The sequence below is a fragment of the Nocardioides piscis genome, assembly GCF_011300215.1.
GTDB lineage: Bacteria > Actinomycetota > Actinomycetes > Propionibacteriales > Nocardioidaceae > Nocardioides > Nocardioides piscis.
This window is the reverse complement of sequence record NZ_CP049866.1, coordinates 2,915,001-2,931,717: the sequence shown is the minus strand read 5'-3', so window position 1 is coordinate 2,931,717 and position 16,717 is coordinate 2,915,001. Positions and strand designations below refer to the sequence as shown.

Genomic DNA, 16,717 nt, shown 5'->3' with positions numbered 1-16,717 from the left:
TCGTGTGGCAGTTCGTCGTCGGGATTGCCGAGGCCGAACCGGCTGCGCTGCGTCGTGACGCGGGTCACAGCAGACTGAGGCTAGCGCCCGGGCCACCACCCTCTGACTAGAGGTCGCCCTTTCGCTTGAGCACGTCGTAGGCAAGGACTGCCTGGGCGAGTGGTCCTTGCCGTACGCGACCGTCCAGCACCGCGTCGAGCAGGTCGGCCATCGGGACCCACAACGTCTCCATCTCGGCCTCCTCGTGCTGCATCTCGAAGGCTCCGCGCGAGGCGTGGGACAGCTCTCGCGCCAGGAAGATCTCGTGCACCTCGTTGGTCAGTCCCGCACTCGGGTAGGTGCTCAGGAGCAGGCGCCAGGAGCCGGCCGCCAGCTCTGCCTCCTCCTGCAGCTCGCGCCGCGCGGTCTCGACGGCCGGTTCGTCCCCGGCGTCCCGCAGCCCGGCGGGCAGCTCGACGAAGACGTGGCCCGACGTGTGCCGGTACTGGCGCAGGCACAGCACCCGCTCGTCGGCGTCGACCGCCAGCACGATCACCGCCCCGGGATGGTCCACCGAGATCCGGGCGAACTCGTGCTCGGGATGCCCGGGCCGGGTGATGACGTCCTCGCGGACGACGACGACCCAGTCGTCGCGGTGCAGGACCCGGGTGCGCACCACCGGCCACCTTGCAGGACGGTCCGCGAGCGGCAGCGGGATCTCGTTCATGGCCGTGAGCCTAGGTCGCCGACGGTAGTTAGAGTTTGAACCATGACGCTGTCGAGCCTGACCCAGACCGAAGCTGCCGAACGTGCGCGACTGATCGACGTCCAGCGCTACGACATCGAGGTGGACCTCACCGGACTGCTCAGTGGTGACTCCTTCGACTCCGTCAGCACCATCACGTTCAGCTGCAGCGACCCCGGTGCCACCACGTTCGTCGACTGCGCCGCCGACGTCTCCCACGCATCCCTGAACGGCGTGCCGCTCGACCTGGCCGCTCACGAGAACGGTCGCCTGCCCCTTCCCGGCCTGGCCGCGGACAACGTCCTGGTCGTCTCGGCCTCGACCACCAACACCGCCAGCGGCGAGGGGATCCTGCGCACCGTCGACCCCACCGACGACCTCGTCTATGTGTGGACCAGCCTCGAGCCCGACGAGGCCCGAAGGCTGTGGGCGTGCTTCGACCAGCCCGACCTCAAGGCCCCCCACCGCTTCACGGTCCGCGCTCCGGGGACGTGGAAGGTCACGTCCAACACCGCCCCCGGGAAGATCGAGGAAGTCGACGGCGCAGCGCGCGTGTGGCGCTTCCCCGACACACCTCGCCTCTCGACCTACGTCGTGGTGGTCAACGCAGGTCCCTTCCACGAGGTCCGGCGCCAGCACGACGGCTACGACCTCGGCTTCCTGTGCCGGCAGTCTCTCGTACCGCACCTGGAGCGAGACCTGGACGAGCTGGTGACGCTGACGCGTCAGGGGCTGGCGTTCTTCGGGGAGAAGTTCGGCGTCGCCTTCCCGCAGGAGCGATATGACCAGGTCTTCGTGCCCAACCTGGGTGGCGCGATGGAGAACTGGGGCTGCGTGACGTATGGCGACTCGCAGCTGTTCCGCACTCCCCCGACCCACAACCAGCGCGCCGTGCGCGCCGAGTTCATCCTGCACGAGATGGCGCACATGTGGTTCGGCGACCTCGTGACCATGCGCTGGTGGGACGACCTGTGGCTCAACGAGGCGTTCGCGTCCTGGGCGTCCAACTGGGCGCTCGCCGAGGCGACCGAGTTCACCGACCAGTGGGCGAGCTTCCTGGCGCTCTACAAGCGCACCGCCTATGACATGGACATGGGCCCCGCCCGCCACCCGATCCGCAGCGAGGTCGACGACGTCAGCGGCGCGATGGCCAACTTCGACGCCATCACCTACGTCAAGGGCCAGAGCGTGCTCCACCAGCTCATGGCCTACATCGGCGAGGACGCCTTCGTGGAGGGACTCCGTTCTTACTTCGCCGAGCACGCCTATGGCAACACCGTCCTCGATGACCTGATGTCGGCCTATTCAGCCGCCGCTGGACGTGATCTGACCGAGTGGACGCAGACCTGGCTCGACCGGGCCGGCACCGACGTCATCTCGCTCGAGGGCGCCACCCTGCGCGCCGAGTCCCCGGACGGGGGCGCGCCTCGCCCCCACCGCCTCGACATCGCCTCCTTCGTGGTCGAGCCCGATGGCATGCGCATGGTGGACGTGCACGCTGCCGAGATGCTGGGCGCCTCGGTCGAGGTGGACCTGCCGACGGCCGACCTGCGGCTGCTCAACGCCGGCGACCTGACCTTCGCCGCCGCCCGTCCCGATGCCGGCTCGCTGCGGCTGATGCTCGAGCACCTGGGCGACTTCGCCGCCCCGTTGGACCGCGCGCTCGTGGTCGGCACCATGACCCAGCTCCTCCTCCTGGGCGAGCTCGCACCGCGAGACGTGGCCTCGGCCATCAGCGCCGCGCTGCACACCGAGCGCAACCCGGCGCTGGTCGAGCCCAACCTCTCGGTCGCCCACCTCGTCGCCGACCGCTGGGCACCCCCCTCGGAGTCGCCCGCGCTGCGATCGGCGCTTGCCGACGCTGCCCTGGTCCTGTCGAGCGACGACGTGAACCGACAGCCGGCGCTGCGGACGCTCGCCGCCAACGCGACCACCGACGACCACTGGACCGAGCTCGCCGCAGCGGCGGCGTCGGCCACCGACACCGACCTGGCGTGGCGGATGGCGATCCGTCGGGCGGAGCTGGGACAGCGAGACGACGAGGCGCTGGCGCAGCTGGTCGCAGCGGACCCCGACCCGGATGCGGGCGTCAAGAGGCTCAAGGTGCTGGCAGCCAGCCCGGACGAGGCGGCCAAGGAGGAGGTATGGCGAGCCTTCTTCGTCGACTACAGCGTGCCCGCGAGCCGGGACACCCTCGAGCTCGGCGCCATCTTCTGGCGTCCCGGCCAGGGGCAGCTGCTGGCGGCCTTCGCCCACCGATACCTCGACGAGCTGCGCACCCTCAAGGGCGGGCTGCTCAACCAGGGTGTGGTCATTCGCGCGATGTATCCGCACGCCGTCGGGGACGACGCGTTCCTGACGGCTGCCCAGGTGGCAAGCCAGGACGAGTCGATCAACCAGTACGCCCGCAACCAGCTGGTTGCGCAGTCATTCGTGCTCGGGCAGGTGCACCGCGCGCGCCTGCTCTGATCTCGGGCGTCGCTCAGTCGTTGACGTCGGGCACGTCGACGCGGCGCAGACCGTGCTCGTCGATCGGGATCCGCAGCTCGCGCTGACGGTCGATCGCCGCGGCCACCAGCCCCGCGAACAGCGGGTGCGGGCGGGTGGGACGTGACCGGAGCTCGGGGTGCGCCTGCGTGGCGACGTAGTAGGGATGGACGTCGGCCGGCAGCTCGACGAACTCCACGAGTCCCAGGTCGGGGTTGACGCCGGAGAAGACCATTCCGGCGGCCTCGAGCTCGGCGCGATAGGCGTCGTTGAACTCGTAGCGGTGGCGGTGTCGCTCCTCCACCCGCTCGGCCCCGTAGGCCTTCGACACCACGCTGCCCGGCACCAGGTCGGCGGGCTGCAGTCCCAGGCGCATCGTGCCGCCGAGGTCACCGGCGCCGTCGACGTACTGCTTCTGCTCCTCGATCGTGGATATCACCGGGGCCGCAGTGTCCGCGTCGAACTCGGTCGAGGCCGCCCCCTCGATGCCGGCGACGTTGCGGGCGTACTCGATCACCATGCACTGCAGCCCCAGGCACAGGCCCAGCGTGGGGATGCCGTGGGTGCGGGCATAGGTGAGGGCGCCGAGCTTGCCCTCGATCCCCCGGATCCCGAAGCCACCGGGGACGCACATCGCGTCGACGTCCTGGAGGTGCTTGGCGGCACCCTGAGGGGTCTCGCACTCGTCGGAGGGGACCCAGCGCAGGTGGACCTTGGCCTCGTGGGCGAAGCCGCCGGCACGCAGCGCCTCGGCGACGGACAGGTAGGCGTCCGGCAGGTCGACGTACTTGCCCACCAGTGCGACGGTGACGTCCTCCTGCGGGTGGTGCACGCGGCGCAGCAGGTCGTCCCAGACCGTCCAGTCGACGTCACGGAACGGCAGGTCGAGACGGCGGACGACGTAGGCGTCGAGCCCTTCGCGGTGCAGCACCTTGGGAATGTCGTAGATGGACGGCGCATCCGCGGCGGTGACGACTGCTTCCTCGTCGACGTCGCACATGAGCGAGATCTTGCGCTTGATGCTCTGCGGCAGCTCACGGTCGGCGCGACACACGACGGCGTCGGGCTGGATGCCGATGGAGCGCAGGGCGGCCACGGAGTGCTGGGTCGGCTTGGTCTTGAGCTCACCCGAGGGACCGATGTAGGGCACGAGGGAGACGTGGATGAAGAAGCAGTTGTCGCGTCCGATCTCGTGACGGGTCTGCCGCGCCGCCTCGAGGAAGGGCAGCGACTCGATGTCGCCGACCGTGCCGCCGACCTCGGTGATCACCACGTCGATGTCGGGCCCGCCCATCGCCAGGATGCGGTCCTTGATCTCGTTGGTGATGTGCGGGATCACCTGGACCGTGTCGCCGAGGTAGTCGCCGCGGCGCTCCTTGGCGATGACGGTGGAGTAGACCTGCCCCGTCGTGACGTTGGCGATCTGACCCAGGTCGGTGTCGAGGAAGCGCTCGTAGTGACCGATGTCGAGGTCGGTCTCCGCGCCGTCGTTGGTGACGAACACCTCTCCGTGCTGGAAGGGGTTCATGGTGCCCGGATCGACGTTGAGGTAGGGGTCGAGCTTCTGCATCGTGACCCGCAGTCCGCGTGACTTCAGCAGACTTCCCAGGCTCGAGGCGGTGAGCCCTTTGCCGAGCGAGGAGGCGACGCCTCCGGTGACGAATACGTGCTTGGTCGGCCTGGGGTTCTTCACGGGGTTCTAGCCTACCCCAGCGGGACCGGGCCGTCGGCACCCGACGCACCGAAGGCGCCACCCCGCTCATCGAGCGACCGGGCCAGGGCGAGCACTGCGGTGACTCGACCTGCAGCGACGTCGATGCCGTCGACGGTCGTCACCTCGGCCGAGACCGGCTCACCGCGCAACCGGCCCAGCTGTCCGTCTCCACCGTCGGCGACCGTGCCGGCCACGACCACGCCGGCAGCGGATCGGGCCAGACCGGCGGTCAGTCCGGCGCTGATGGCATCTCCGCCCTCCGCGTCGGGCTCGTCACCGAGCACCAGCAGCACCAGCGGCGCACGCCGCGCGGGGTCACCCTCGGTGGCCACGAGACCGGCACCGCCCAGGCTGTCGAGGATGCCGGCGTGCTTGGCGCTGGGCTCCTCACCTGCAGGTTCGGTGGACGCCACGGCAAGGCCCAGGAGCTGACCGATGCGGTCATAGGTCGTGGCGTCGGCAGCGACCGCATCGCCCTGCTGGGTCATCAGCTGCGCGCCGAGGGTGTCGACGAGAGCCTTCTGGTCGGGAGCGACCATCTGGTCGGTCAGGGCGTAGCGCTTCGTGATGGTCCCACCGGCGCCCTTGACCTGCTCGGCCAGCGCCGTCAGCGTCTCCTCGTTGACACCCGGCATCGTCACGACGGCGACGGCCCGCCCGTCGAGCCTGCCCGCCGTCAGGGTCGGGCCGACCGCGCCGGCGAACCCATCGGCATACGTGCCTGGCGGGGTGCTCGAGGCCTCGACGCTCGCCGCGGGCGACTGGCTGTCGTCGCCCACGTCCGACAGCGGACCGCCGCCCAGGACGATGCCGACGGCCAGCGCCAGGAACACCGCGACGATGGTGGTGAGGTAGTGGCGGAACGTGATCACTCAGAACAGTCCTTGCACATGATCGAGGAGGGTGGACAGCGCGTTGCTCACCGCGGGGGTGGCCGCACCGAGCCACTCCTGACCGACGGGAGTGACGCCGATCGCGGCGCCGAGCGCGACAAGGCCGGCGAGGGTGACGGCCAGCAGGTGACGTGGCCGCACCTGGCCGTCGTAGAGCTGCGGCACCGCCGCGGCATCGACGAGCCTCGGCCCGACCTTGAGCCGGGTGAGATAGGTGCTGGCGAGCCCCGAGCGGCGCCGGTCGAGGAACTCGTCCAACGTGGCGTGCATGCCGACGCCCACGATCAGGCTGGCAGGACCGGCGTCGGCGAGGAGCAGGGCGGCGTCCTCGGCGGTGGCACCCGTCTCGAAGCGGAGCGGCCGCACCCCGGCGCGCGTGAAGCGCTCTGTGACAGCCGCCGGCGCGCCCCGCTCCACGAGCGCGATGACGTCGGTGGCCTTCTTGAGCACGTCGAGGGGAGGCAGGTCGTCATCGGCTGCGCTCGCCACCACGACGTGCGGCTGGAAGCCGGCCTCCTTCAGTGCCGTGGCCCCGTCCTCGACCCCGATCAGGATGGGGTGCTGCTCGCGGATGAACGGCTTGATGGCTTCGAGCTCCTCGGCCCAGTCGTGGCCCCGGACCACCACGACGACCGGCCGGCCCGCCATGGCGGTCGCGGTGGGGGGCACTCCCCTGCCGTGCAGCAGGAGGTCCTGCTCCCGGCGGAGGAACTCGGTGCTGTTGTGGGTGAAGCTCTCCAGCTGGGAGTGCAGACCCGTGCGCGCCGACTCGAGCTCGCGGCGCACGATCTCGAGATCGACCGGCCGTCCCGTGGCGACGCCCTGCTCGCCGACGAAGACCTCGCCCTCGTGGATCCGCACCCGCGAACCGTCCTTGACCCGGCTGAAGACGTCGGGGCCGAGGCCGTCATAGACGCGAACGCCGGCATCGACCAAGACTTGCGGGCCGAGGTTGGGGAAGCGCCCGGAGATCATCGGGGCGCAGTTCAGCACCGCACCGACCCCGCGGTCGACCAGGCTCTGGGCCGTGGCCCGGTCCATGTCGGGGTGGTCGACGACCGCAAAGTCGCCGGGACGGAGACGGGCGAGCAGGTGCGACGTGCGCCGGTCCACGCGGGCCACCCCGGAGATGCCGGGTGCCGCCGGAGCGCGACGCTGTCGCGTGAGCTGGGAGCCAGGGAAGTTCATGTCCGAGCCATGGTGTCAGCCGTCGTCTGCTGATCTCGGCACCTGCGGGTGCGGGCGCGTCGCCGCGCAGGCGGTCCTCAGCCGTGGGCGCGCGCCGGGGCTGCGGTCTCGAGCAGCTCACGAGCGTGCGCGAGAGCGGTGTCGGACTCCTCGAGGCCGGCCAGCATGCGGGAGAGCTCACGCTCGCGCTCGGAGTCGTCGAGGACGGTGAGCCCCGACGTGGTCACGGTGCCGTCGCTGGCCTTGTGCACCACGACGTGACGATCGGCGAAGGCGGCCACCTGGGGCAGGTGCGTGACGACGAGCACCTGCGCATCGCGAGCCAGCCGCGCGAGTCGTCGCCCCACCTCGATCGCCGCCTTGCCGCCCACGCCTGCGTCGACCTCGTCGAAGACGAAGATCGGCACCGGGCTCGTCTCGGCCAGCGCGACCTCGACCGCGAGCATCACCCGCGAGAGCTCGCCTCCGGAAGCACCCTTGTGCAGGGGGCGCGCGTCGGCACCGGTGTTGGCTGCGAGCAGGAGCTCGACGTCGTCCACCCCGTCGGCAGTGGCGCGACACCAGCTGCCCTCGACCTCGAGCGCTCCCGGGGTGAGGGTGTCAGGGCGGTCGATCTCCTGGCGGCGTACGGCGACGCTGACCCGGGCGTGGGGCATCGCCAGCAGTGCGAGCTCTCCGGAGACGACCGAGCCGAGCCGCCGGGCCGCCTTGGTGCGAGCGGCGCTGAGCTTGGCGGCTGCGACACCGAGCTCCGAGCGCAGGCTCTCCTGCTCCGCGCGCAGCCGGTCGATCTGCTCGTCGGTGGTGTCGAGGTCGAGCAGGCGACGCGAGCCGGTCTCGGCCCAGGCCAGGACCTCCTCGATCGTCGAGCCGTACTTGCGCGTCAGGCCCGTCAGGGCGGCCCGGCGATCACTGACCGCCGCCAGCCTGGCCGGGTCGGTCTCCAGGCTGGTGGAGTAGGAAGCCACGTCGGCAGCGAGGTCGGAGAGGAGATAGGTGAGCTCTGCGAGCCGGTCGGCCAGCTCCCCCGCCTGGCGGTCGTGCTCGCGCACGCCTTCCAGGAGGCCACGGGCGGTCGACGTCGCCGACAGCGCATCGGCTGACCCTTGGTCGCTGCTGAGCGCTTCGCGCGCCTGCTCGGCCGCGGTCCGGAGGGTGTCGGCAAACCCGAGACGGGACTCCTCGGCAGCCAGGGCGGCGTCCTCGCCGGGCTCCGGCGACACGGCCTCGATCTCGGTGAGCCCGAACCGGAGCTGGTCGGCCTCTCGTGCGCGTTCCTGCGCACTGCGGACCACCTCGGTCAGCTCGCGTTCGACCTCGACGAGGCGCGAGTGCAGCCGCGTGTAGTCGCCGCTGAGCCGGGCGACGCCGGAGCCCGCGAACCGGTCGAGGGCGTCGAGCTGGGCAGCCGGGCGGAGCAGCCGGTGCTGGTCGGACTGGCCGTGCACGGCGACCAGGGGCTCGGCGATGCCGGCGAGCGCGGAGACCGGCACGCTGGCGCCGCCCACCCAGGCTCGTGAGCGGCCCTCAGCGGCGATGTTGCGGGCCAGGACGACCCGGCCGTCCTCGACCTCCCCGCCGACGTCCTCGACGGCTCGCACGACGTCGGGGAGCCCGGCAGCTGCGATGACGCCCTCGACCCGCGCGTGGGCCGCTCCTGTGCGTACGGCGCCGGAGTCGGCCCGGCCGCCGAGCAGCAGGCCCAGCGCCGTGACGACCATCGTCTTGCCCGCCCCGGTCTCGCCGGTGATCGCGGTCAGGCCGGGGCCGAGCTGCAGGGTGGAGGAGTCGATGACGCCCAGGGACCGGATCCGGATCTCCTCAAGCATCCTGACCCTCCTCGCGCCGGCGGCGCTCCGAGGCGCCTCGCCACCCCTCGACGGGGAGATCGAACTTGGCGACCAGGCGATCGGTGAAGGGCGCCTGGTGGAGCCGCACGAGCGGCACTGGGCGCGCACCCCGGCGAACCTCGATCCGGGCGCCGGGCGGCAGGTCCACGCTGCGCCGGCCGTCGCACCACAGGACGCCGCTCCCCTCGGTGTTGGCCAGCACCTCGACAGCCAGGACGCTGGTCGGCGCCACGACCATCGGTCGCGCGAACAACGCGTGGGCACTGATCGGCACCATCAGCAGGGCCTCGACCCCCGGCCACACCACCGGTCCCCCGGCGCTGAAGTTGTAGGCGGTCGAGCCCGTCGGCGTGGCGCACACGACTCCGTCGCACCCCCACCTCGACAGCGGGCGATCATCGATCTCCACCACCACCTCGAGCATCCGCTCGCGGGCAGCCTTCTCCACGCTCGCCTCGTTGAGCGCGAAGGTGGTCCAGACGACCTCCTTGTCGCGCAGCACGGTCACGTCGATCGTGAGACGGTCCTCGGTGACGTAGCGGCGCTCCACGATCGCCTCGATCGTGCTGGCGAGGTCTTCCTGCTCCGCCTCCGCCAGGAACCCGACGTGCCCGAGGTTGACGCCCAGCAGGGGGGTGCCGCTCGCGTGGGTCAGCTCGGCTGCACGCAGGATCGACCCGTCCCCACCGATGACCAGCGCGAGCTCGCAGCCGTCACCCGGCTCGGACTCGCCGTCCACGGTCTCGACCCAGCCACCGCTCACCGCGTCCTCGGACGCCTCGAGCTGCAGGTCGTCGGCCTCAGCCGCAAGCAGGCGTACGCCGATGCCGCGCTCCTGCAACGCCCGGGCACAGTCACGAGCGACCGCGCGCGCGGTGGCACGACCGGTGTGGGCCAGGAGCAGCACCCGCCGGGGCTTGTCGACACGTTCACGGCCCTGCGCGGAGTCGGTCACGGGTCCACCCTCTCACCCACCACCCCCAGCATGGCGCTGCGCTCGACCTCCGCGCGGACGTCGGCGGCGTCGATGCTCGCCGGTCCGCGGCGGAGCAGGAGGAAGAACTCGACGTTGCCGGACGGGCCGGGCAGTGGGCTGGTGGTGACCGCGACGGCCCCCCAACCGCGTCCAGCCGCAGCTTCGGCGACGTCGGTGACAGCCTCGGCGCGCAGGGCGAGGTCTCGGACCACGCCGCCCTTGCCGACCCGTTCCTTGCCCACCTCGAACTGCGGCTTGACCATCAGCGCCAACGCGCCGTCCGGCGACACCACCGCGAGGAGGGCGTCGAGGACCAGTCGCAGTGAGATGAAGGAAAGGTCGCCCACCACGACGTCGACAGGCTCGCCGATCACCTCGAGGGTCAGGTCGCGGATGTTGGTGCGGTCGTGGACGACGACGCGCTCGTCACTGCGCAGCGACCAGGCCAGCTGTCCGTAGCCCACGTCCACGGCGACGACCTCGCGGGCCCCCGAGCGGAGCAGGACGTCGGTGAAGCCTCCGGTCGAAGCACCCGCGTCCAGGCACCGAAGGCCGGCGACCGTCAGGCCGTGCTCGCCGAACGCAGCCAGGGCGCCGGCCAGCTTGTGGCCGCCGCGGGACACGTAGTCCTCGCGGTCGGGGTCCTGTTGCACCACGATCGCCACGTCGGTGGTGACGGCGGTCGCTGCCTTGGTCGCAACCGCGCCGGACACCTTGACCCGGCCCTGGCCGATCAGCTCGCTGGCGTGGTCGCGAGACCGCGCGAGCCCGCGGCGCACCAGCTCGGCATCCAGCCGCAGTCGACGAGGCGGCACGAAGGCCTCAGCCGTGGCGAGGGTCGAGCGCCCGGCGCAGGCGCTCGTGGGCCTGCTCGAAGACCGCGACGTGCTCGTGCACCGGTCGGTCGGCCAGGCCCTGCATCGACGCGAGCACGTCGTCCACCGCCGACCCGCCGCTCCGGTCTCCGGAGGCTGGCAGCGGACGGTGGTGGGCGGGCTGCTTGGAAAGGCGGTCAGCCAGCTCCTGGACCAGCCCACCGGGGGGCGCGTCGTGCTCACTCATGCAGGCGAGGCTACCTTCGCTGCCCGCCGTCCGGGGCCACTGGCGGATGCAGTTTGGTGACATCGATCACCGGCTTCCCGTCGTCGAGCGCCGTCCACCCGGCGGTGGCGACCACACGCCACCAGTCAGCGGGGCTCCCGTGCCCCGACACGTCGACGCCGCCTCCCTCCAACCTCGCTGTCCAACCCCCCAGGTGCACGGCGCTGCCGTCGCGTTCGGGAACCGGGTGCGCCTCGAAGAGCCCTGCGAGGTCAGGCGCGATGAAGTCGGGCCGCAGGGGCGCCTGCGCCGATACCAGCTCGCTCAGACCTGTCACCCCCGTCAGCACCAGCATCGAGTCGATGCCGGCTGCACGCGCGCCCTCGATGTCGGTGTCGAGCCGGTCGCCCACCATGAGCGGCCGCTCGCCGCCGACCCTGCGGATGGTCTCGTCCATCAGCGGGCGAGCGGGCTTTCCGGCAACGGTCGGTTCGACACCTGCGAAATCGGCGATCGTCCGGACGAGCACACCATGGCCGGGCGCGAGCCCGTAGGCCGTCGGGATGGTGAGGTCGGTGTTGCTGGCGACGTAGGGCAGCCCGTCCCGGACCATCGTCGCCGCTCGCATGACGTCCTTCCACAGCACGTCAGGGCCATATCCACTCACGACCGCCACGGCACCCTGCGGTTCCTCCGCCACCACCAGGCCCTCGGCAAGCAGCGCGGCCTCGAGACCGGGCCCACCGAGGAGCCACACCGCTGCGCCGTCGCCGAAACGGTCCCTGAGCAGCCGCGCCGCCGCCTGTGCGGACGTCACCACGTCGTCGGATGTCGCAGCAACGCCGAGCTTCACGAGCTTGGCCGCGACCTGTTCGGGAGAGCGCGACGCATTGTTGGTGACGAATGCGACGTGCGCGCCGGTGTCCCGCACCTGTCGCACCCGGTCCGAGACGCCCGCGACGGACTCGCCGCCGACGTAGACGACACCGTCCAGATCGAACATCACCAGGTCGTAGCTCCCGAGCAGCGGAGCCGCAGACGACTTGAGCACCTTCACCCTCCTCCTCGACGGCCACCGGCCGACACCTACGATGAGCCGATGGACCTCGCGCCCGCGGCCTCAGCTGCACCCGTCGCGAAACCGCTACGACTGGAACCGTTCCGAGCCAAGCTGCTGGCTCCGGCTCGAGTCGGAGATCCGACGTCAGCCCGGGCGTTCGCGCGACCCTATCGCGCAGTGTCGGCGCGGCTGCAGGACTGGGAGGCCGACGGACGGCTGACCCACATGAGCACCGAGGCCGTCTATGTCCACGAGTACACGGTGGGCGGCCTGACGGTCCGCGGACTCGTCGGCTCCCTGTCGCTCGCCAACCGCTCGGACCGCGCCGGGGATCGCGCAATCTGGCCGCACGAAGGCATTCATCCGGTCCAGGTGGGCGAGCTCGGCAAGCGCATGTACGAGATGGCGATGAACCCCGCCCCCATTCTGCTCGTCCACGAGGGCCCACCCGAGGTCCGGGCCCTGCTGCAGGCGGTCGTGGCCGCTCCCCCGGACGTGGCCTACCTCGATCGGGCAGGACAGCAGCAACGGATCTGGTCGATCACGCGTCGCGACCTTCTCGAGTCGATCAATCTCGGGCTGCAGGACAGCGACGCCCTGGTTGCGGACGGGCACCACCGCTATGCCGCCTACCTCCGCCTCCAGGAGGAGCACCCAGGCACCCCCTGGGACTGGGGGCTGGCCATGCTCGTCGACCAGCTCGACACCCCGCTGTTCCTGGGCGCCATCCACCGCAGCATGGGTGGCGTCACCTTCGCCGCAGCAAGAGCGGCCGCTCTGGCTGCCGGGGCGCAGGTGCAGACCCTGCCACGCCAGGTGGCCGTCCAGGAGCTTGCACCAGAGACCATCGTGCTGGCCGACGGGGCCTCGTGGGCGGTCCTGACACCGCCGCCAGGAAGCGGACTGGCCCAGGTCGAGTGGTTGCACAACGTGCTGCTGCCCAGACTGCCGCTGCCTCCCAGTGCCATCGCCTACCACCACACCGCCGACGAGGCCCTCCAGCGGGCCGACGCCCACACGGTGGCGGTGCTGCTGCCTGCGCTGGACTTCGCGGCGGTGCGCGATCTCGTCCACGCCGGCCGTCTCCTGCCCGAGAAGGCGACCTCCTTCCAGCCCAAGCCCAGCCTGGGCGTGCTCATGCGCTCGCTGCTCGACGAACCCGTCGCGCCGAGCTGACCTCGATGTCGAAGCGCGACGCCCGCCCCGCGGGCGTCGCGAAGAACCGCCTGCGCACCGCTCCCTCGATCTCGACCAGGTCTCCCCTCTGCCACCCGCGCACCGTCTTGCGGACCCGAGACGTCCAGGCCGTGCAGTCCAGCGTGTCGACGCGCTGGCCGGACCCATGACCCGCAGGTCGGTCCACGATCACCCGGAACGACGCGATGACGTCGCCGCTGGGCAGCTCCGACTCGACGGGCGGATCACCCAGCCGACCCACGAGCTGCAGACGGTTGACGTTGACGACCCGATCCCGGGTCACTGCTCGTGCAGCCATTGCACATCACCTCCGGGCATGACCCAACCCCCGAGTGCCCACAAGACCGACCGAGATCCCCAGGACCTGTGGATCAGCCATCGGGTCGCTCGCCTGTGAACGGATTGCGGTCCCGGCCGGCCGACAAGGCAGAAAAGGAAATGCAAAAAGAGGGGCCACAATGTGGCCCCTCTTTCGCAATTTATGTCCGGCGGCGTCCTACTCTCCCACAGCCTCTCGGCTGCAGTACCATCGGCGCTGAAAGGCTTAACTTCCGGGTTCGGTATGGGACCGGGTGTTTCCCTTTCGCTATGGCCGCCGTAACTCTGGCGGAACACACGCACCCACCACTGTGGGGGTGTTCCAAGCATGGTTGAAACTCAATTGTTCAGTTGTGTTCACTCAAACCAGCCACTCCCAATTGGGGTGTGTTGGTTGGGAACTGCATGTGGACGCGAATGATGGTGCAGGTGTTGATGCGCGGGTGCCGTACGGGTTCGATCATGGTAATTGGTTTTGTACGGTGTTGGGACAAGCCCTCGGCCTATTAGTACCGGTCGGCTGGGCATTGCTGCTGTACACCTCCGGCCTATCAACCCCATGTTCTGTGGGGGGCCTTACCCAGTTACCTGGTGGGAAACCTCATCTTGAAACGTGCTTCCCGCTTAGATGCATTCAGCGGTTATCACTTCCGAACGTAGCCAACCAGCCGTGCCCCTGGCGGGACAACTGGCACACCAGAGGTTCGTCCATCCCGGTCCTCTCGTACTAGGGACAGCCTTTCTCAAGTTTCCTGCGCGCGCGGCGGATAGGGACCGAACTGTCTCACGACGTTCTAAACCCAGCTCGCGTGCCGCTTTAATGGGCGAACAGCCCAACCCTTGGGACCTACTCCAGCCCCAGGATGCGACGAGCCGACATCGAGGTGCCAAACCATCCCGTCGATATGGACTCTTGGGGAAGATCAGCCTGTTATCCCCGGGGTACCTTTTATCCGTTGAGCGACCACGCTTCCACATGCCGTGGCCGGATCACTAGTTCCGACTTTCGTCCCTGCTCGACATGTCTGTCTCACAGTCAAGCTCCCTTGTGCACTTACACTCAAAACCTGATTGCCAACCAGGCTGAGGGAACCTTTGAGCGCCTCCGTTACATTTTAGGAGGCAACCGCCCCAGTTAAACTACCCATCAGGCACTGTCCCTGATCCGGATTACGGACCTAGGTTAGACATCTAATACTACTAGAGTGGTATTTCAACGATGACTCCACAACCACTGGCGTGGCCGCTTCACAGTCTCCCACCTATCCTACACAAGCAGTACCAAACACCAATACCAAACTATAGTAAAGGTCCCGGGGTCTTTCCGTCCTGCCGCGCGTAACGAGCATCTTTACTCGTAGTGCAATTTCGCCGAGTCCATGGTTGAGACAGCGCCCAAGTCGTTACTCCATTCGTGCAGGTCGGAACTTACCCGACAAGGAATTTCGCTACCTTAGGATGGTTATAGTTACCACCGCCGTTTACTGGGGCTTAAATTCTGAGCTTCGCACTTACGTGCTAACCCGTCCTCTTAACCTTCCAGCACCGGGCAGGAGTCAGTCCGTATACATCGTCTTACAACTTCGCACGGACCTGTGTTTTTAGTAAACAGTCGCTTGGGCCTGGTCTCTGCGGCCCTTCACGCTTCCCCCAGCAAGTGGGTTCACGCTCCGGGCCCCCCTTCTCCCGAAGTTACGGGGGCATTTTGCCGAGTTCCTTAACCATGGTTCTCTCGATCGCCTTAGTATTCTCTACCTGATCACCTGAGTCGGTTTGGGGTACGGGCGGCGCATAGCTCGCTAGAGGTTTTTCTCGACAGCATAGGATCACCCACTTCGCCTAACGGCTCCGCATCACGTCTCAGACATGTACCTGGCGGATTTGCCTACCAGGAGTCCTACACGCTTGCCCACAGACAACCATCGCTGTGGTTGGGCTACCTTCCTGTGTCACCCCATCGCTTGACTACTACCAGATCGGGTCCCACGCTCCGCTCGAACGCCTCGCCCCGAAGGGTCCGGTCACTCGAGTTTCGGGTGGTTAGCATCACCAGCCTCGTCATGGGCGCTACTTTGCCGGTACGGGAATATCAACCCGTTGTCCATCGACTACGCCTGTCGGCCTCGCCTTAGGTCCCGACTTACCCAGGGCAGATTAGCTTGACCCTGGAACCCTTGATCATTCGGCGGACATGTTTCTCACATGTCATTCGCTACTCATGCCTGCATTCTCACTCGTGTGGCCTCCACACCTGGATCACTCCGGCGCTTCACTGCCCACACGACGCTCCCCTACCCATCCAGCGCACTGAACACAGATCAAGTCCATGCTGGTGTATTCGCTGAATGCCATAGCTTCGGCGGATGACTTGAGCCCCGCTACATTGTCGGCGCGGAATCACTTGACCAGTGAGCTATTACGCACTCTTTCAAGGGTGGCTGCTTCCAAGCCAACCTCCTGGTTGTCACTGCGACTCCACATCCTTTTCCACTTAGTCACCGCTTAGGGGCCTTAGCTGATGGTCTGGGCTGTTTCCCTCTCGACTACGGAGCTTATCCCCCGCAGTCTCACTGCTGCGCTCTCACTTACCGGCATTCGGAGTTTGGCTAACGTCAGTAACCTGGTCGGGCCCATTAGCTATCCAGTGCTCTACCTCCGGCAAGAAACACACAACGCTGCACCTAAATGCATTTCGGGGAGAACCAGCTATCACGAAGTTTGATTGGCCTTTCACCCCTATCCACAGGTCATCCCCTCAGTTTTCAACCTAAGTGGGTTCGGTCCTCCACGTCGTCTTACCGACGCTTCAACCTGCCCATGGATAGATCACTTCGCTTCGGGTCTTGAGCGCGCTACTGAATCGCCCTATTCGGACTCGCTTTCGCTACGGCTTCCCCACACGGGTTAACCTCGCAACACACCGCAAACTCGCAGGCTCATTCTTCAAAAGGCACGCCGTCACAAGCCACAAGGACTCGCTCCGACGGATTGTAGGCACACGGTTTCAGGTACTATTTCACTCCCCGCCAGGGGTACTTTTCACCTTTCCCTCACGGTACTTGTCCGCTATCGGTCATCAAGGAGTATTTAGGCTTAACGGGTGGTCCCGCCAGATTCACACGGAATTTCAGGGGTTCCGTGTTACTTGGGGTACTGCTCCAGAGCCAGCACGATACGTCTACAGGGCTATCACCCGCTACGGCGCCACTTTCCAATGGGCTTCGACTTCGGTACTGGTTTCTTACTCTGCTCCACGCCGGCAGACATGG

At 68.1% G+C, this 16,717-nt stretch carries 12 protein-coding genes and 2 rRNA genes (1 of these 14 running past the window's edge); 2 read left to right on the top strand and 12 right to left on the bottom strand.

Going from position 1 to position 16,717, the window contains the following annotated elements; translation table 11 throughout:
* Positions 1 to 106 precede the first annotated feature (106 nt).
* A complete protein-coding gene (locus G7071_RS14355) occupies positions 107 to 706 on the bottom strand; it encodes an NUDIX domain-containing protein (protein ID WP_166319871.1) in 600 nt (199 codons plus the stop codon).
* Positions 707 to 748: 42 nt separating this feature from the next.
* On the opposite strand from G7071_RS14355, the gene pepN reads away from it, so the two are divergent.
* Positions 749 to 3,193 (top strand): aminopeptidase N, encoded by a 2,445-nt coding sequence (gene pepN / locus G7071_RS14350; RefSeq protein WP_166319869.1) that lies wholly within the window; start codon positions 749 to 751, stop codon positions 3,191 to 3,193.
* A gap of 13 nt (positions 3,194 to 3,206) precedes the next feature.
* On the opposite strand, the gene pyrG is transcribed toward pepN, so the two are convergent.
* The 8 genes from pyrG to G7071_RS14310 all read right to left on the bottom strand — a co-directional run bounded on the left by pyrG (position 3,207) and on the right by G7071_RS14310 (position 11,924).
* Positions 3,207 to 4,904 carry a CTP synthase gene (gene pyrG, locus G7071_RS14345; protein ID WP_166319867.1) on the bottom strand — a complete coding sequence of 566 codons (1,698 nt, stop codon included), beginning with the start codon at positions 4,902 to 4,904 and terminating at the stop codon, positions 3,207 to 3,209.
* An 11-nt stretch (positions 4,905 to 4,915) separates the two neighbouring features.
* Positions 4,916 to 5,797: a copper transporter gene (locus G7071_RS14340; RefSeq protein ID WP_166319865.1), complete on the bottom strand. Its 882-nt coding sequence runs from the start codon at positions 5,795 to 5,797 to the stop codon at positions 4,916 to 4,918.
* The gene (gene steA / locus G7071_RS14335) at positions 5,798 to 7,006 is read right to left on the bottom strand and encodes a putative cytokinetic ring protein SteA (RefSeq protein ID WP_166319863.1); all 1,209 of its coding nucleotides are present in this window, start codon (positions 7,004 to 7,006) and stop codon (positions 5,798 to 5,800) included.
* 77 nt (positions 7,007 to 7,083) lie between these two features.
* Positions 7,084 to 8,835 (bottom strand): DNA repair protein RecN, encoded by a 1,752-nt coding sequence (recN, locus tag G7071_RS14330; RefSeq protein ID WP_166319861.1) that lies wholly within the window; start codon positions 8,833 to 8,835, stop codon positions 7,084 to 7,086.
* Positions 8,828 to 9,811 (bottom strand): NAD kinase, encoded by a 984-nt coding sequence (locus tag G7071_RS14325; RefSeq protein WP_166319859.1) that lies wholly within the window; start codon positions 9,809 to 9,811, stop codon positions 8,828 to 8,830. The genes recN and G7071_RS14325 overlap by 8 nt, the downstream gene beginning before the upstream one ends.
* Positions 9,808 to 10,647 carry a TlyA family RNA methyltransferase gene (locus G7071_RS14320; RefSeq protein WP_166319857.1) on the bottom strand — a complete coding sequence of 280 codons (840 nt, stop codon included), beginning with the start codon at positions 10,645 to 10,647 and terminating at the stop codon, positions 9,808 to 9,810. Before G7071_RS14320 ends, G7071_RS14325 begins: the two co-directional genes overlap by 4 nt.
* A 7-nt stretch (positions 10,648 to 10,654) precedes the next feature.
* Complete coding sequence (locus tag G7071_RS14315; protein WP_166319855.1) at positions 10,655 to 10,894, bottom strand: hypothetical protein; 240 nt, start codon at positions 10,892 to 10,894, stop codon at positions 10,655 to 10,657.
* 10 nt (positions 10,895 to 10,904) lie between these two features.
* Complete coding sequence (locus tag G7071_RS14310; protein WP_246210036.1) at positions 10,905 to 11,924, bottom strand: HAD-IIA family hydrolase; 1,020 nt, start codon at positions 11,922 to 11,924, stop codon at positions 10,905 to 10,907.
* Between the two features lie 48 nt (positions 11,925 to 11,972).
* On the opposite strand from G7071_RS14310, the gene G7071_RS14305 reads away from it, so the two are divergent.
* Positions 11,973 to 13,109, top strand: a complete 1,137-nt coding sequence (locus tag G7071_RS14305; protein ID WP_166319853.1) for a DUF1015 family protein — start codon at positions 11,973 to 11,975, stop codon at positions 13,107 to 13,109.
* On the opposite strand, the gene G7071_RS14300 is transcribed toward G7071_RS14305, so the two are convergent.
* The 3 genes from G7071_RS14300 to G7071_RS14290 all read right to left on the bottom strand — a co-directional run.
* Complete coding sequence (locus G7071_RS14300) at positions 13,069 to 13,428, bottom strand: single-stranded DNA-binding protein (protein WP_166319851.1); 360 nt, start codon at positions 13,426 to 13,428, stop codon at positions 13,069 to 13,071. The genes G7071_RS14305 and G7071_RS14300 overlap by 41 nt on opposite strands.
* Positions 13,429 to 13,613: 185 nt before the next feature.
* Positions 13,614 to 13,730, bottom strand: a 5S ribosomal RNA gene (gene rrf / locus G7071_RS14295).
* A gap of 204 nt (positions 13,731 to 13,934) precedes the next feature.
* Positions 13,935 to 16,717, bottom strand: a 23S ribosomal RNA gene (locus G7071_RS14290) (it continues 332 nt past the right edge of the window).

Bases quoted from the DNA above. Each gene is read 5' to 3' on its own strand.
- G7071_RS14355 (WP_166319871.1), bottom strand. From the start codon at position 706: ATGAACGAGATCCCGCTGCCGCTCGCGGACCGTCCTGCAAGGTGGCCG.
- pepN (WP_166319869.1), top strand. From the start codon at position 749: ATGACGCTGTCGAGCCTGACCCAGACCGAAGCTGCCGAACGTGCGCGA.
- steA (WP_166319863.1), bottom strand. From the start codon at position 7,006: ATGAACTTCCCTGGCTCCCAGCTCACGCGACAGCGTCGCGCTCCGGCG.
- recN (WP_166319861.1), bottom strand. From the start codon at position 8,835: ATGCTTGAGGAGATCCGGATCCGGTCCCTGGGCGTCATCGACTCCTCC.
- G7071_RS14315 (WP_166319855.1), bottom strand. From the start codon at position 10,894: ATGAGTGAGCACGACGCGCCCCCCGGTGGGCTGGTCCAGGAGCTGGCT.
- G7071_RS14305 (WP_166319853.1), top strand. From the start codon at position 11,973: ATGGACCTCGCGCCCGCGGCCTCAGCTGCACCCGTCGCGAAACCGCTA.
- G7071_RS14300 (WP_166319851.1), bottom strand. From the start codon at position 13,428: ATGGCTGCACGAGCAGTGACCCGGGATCGGGTCGTCAACGTCAACCGT.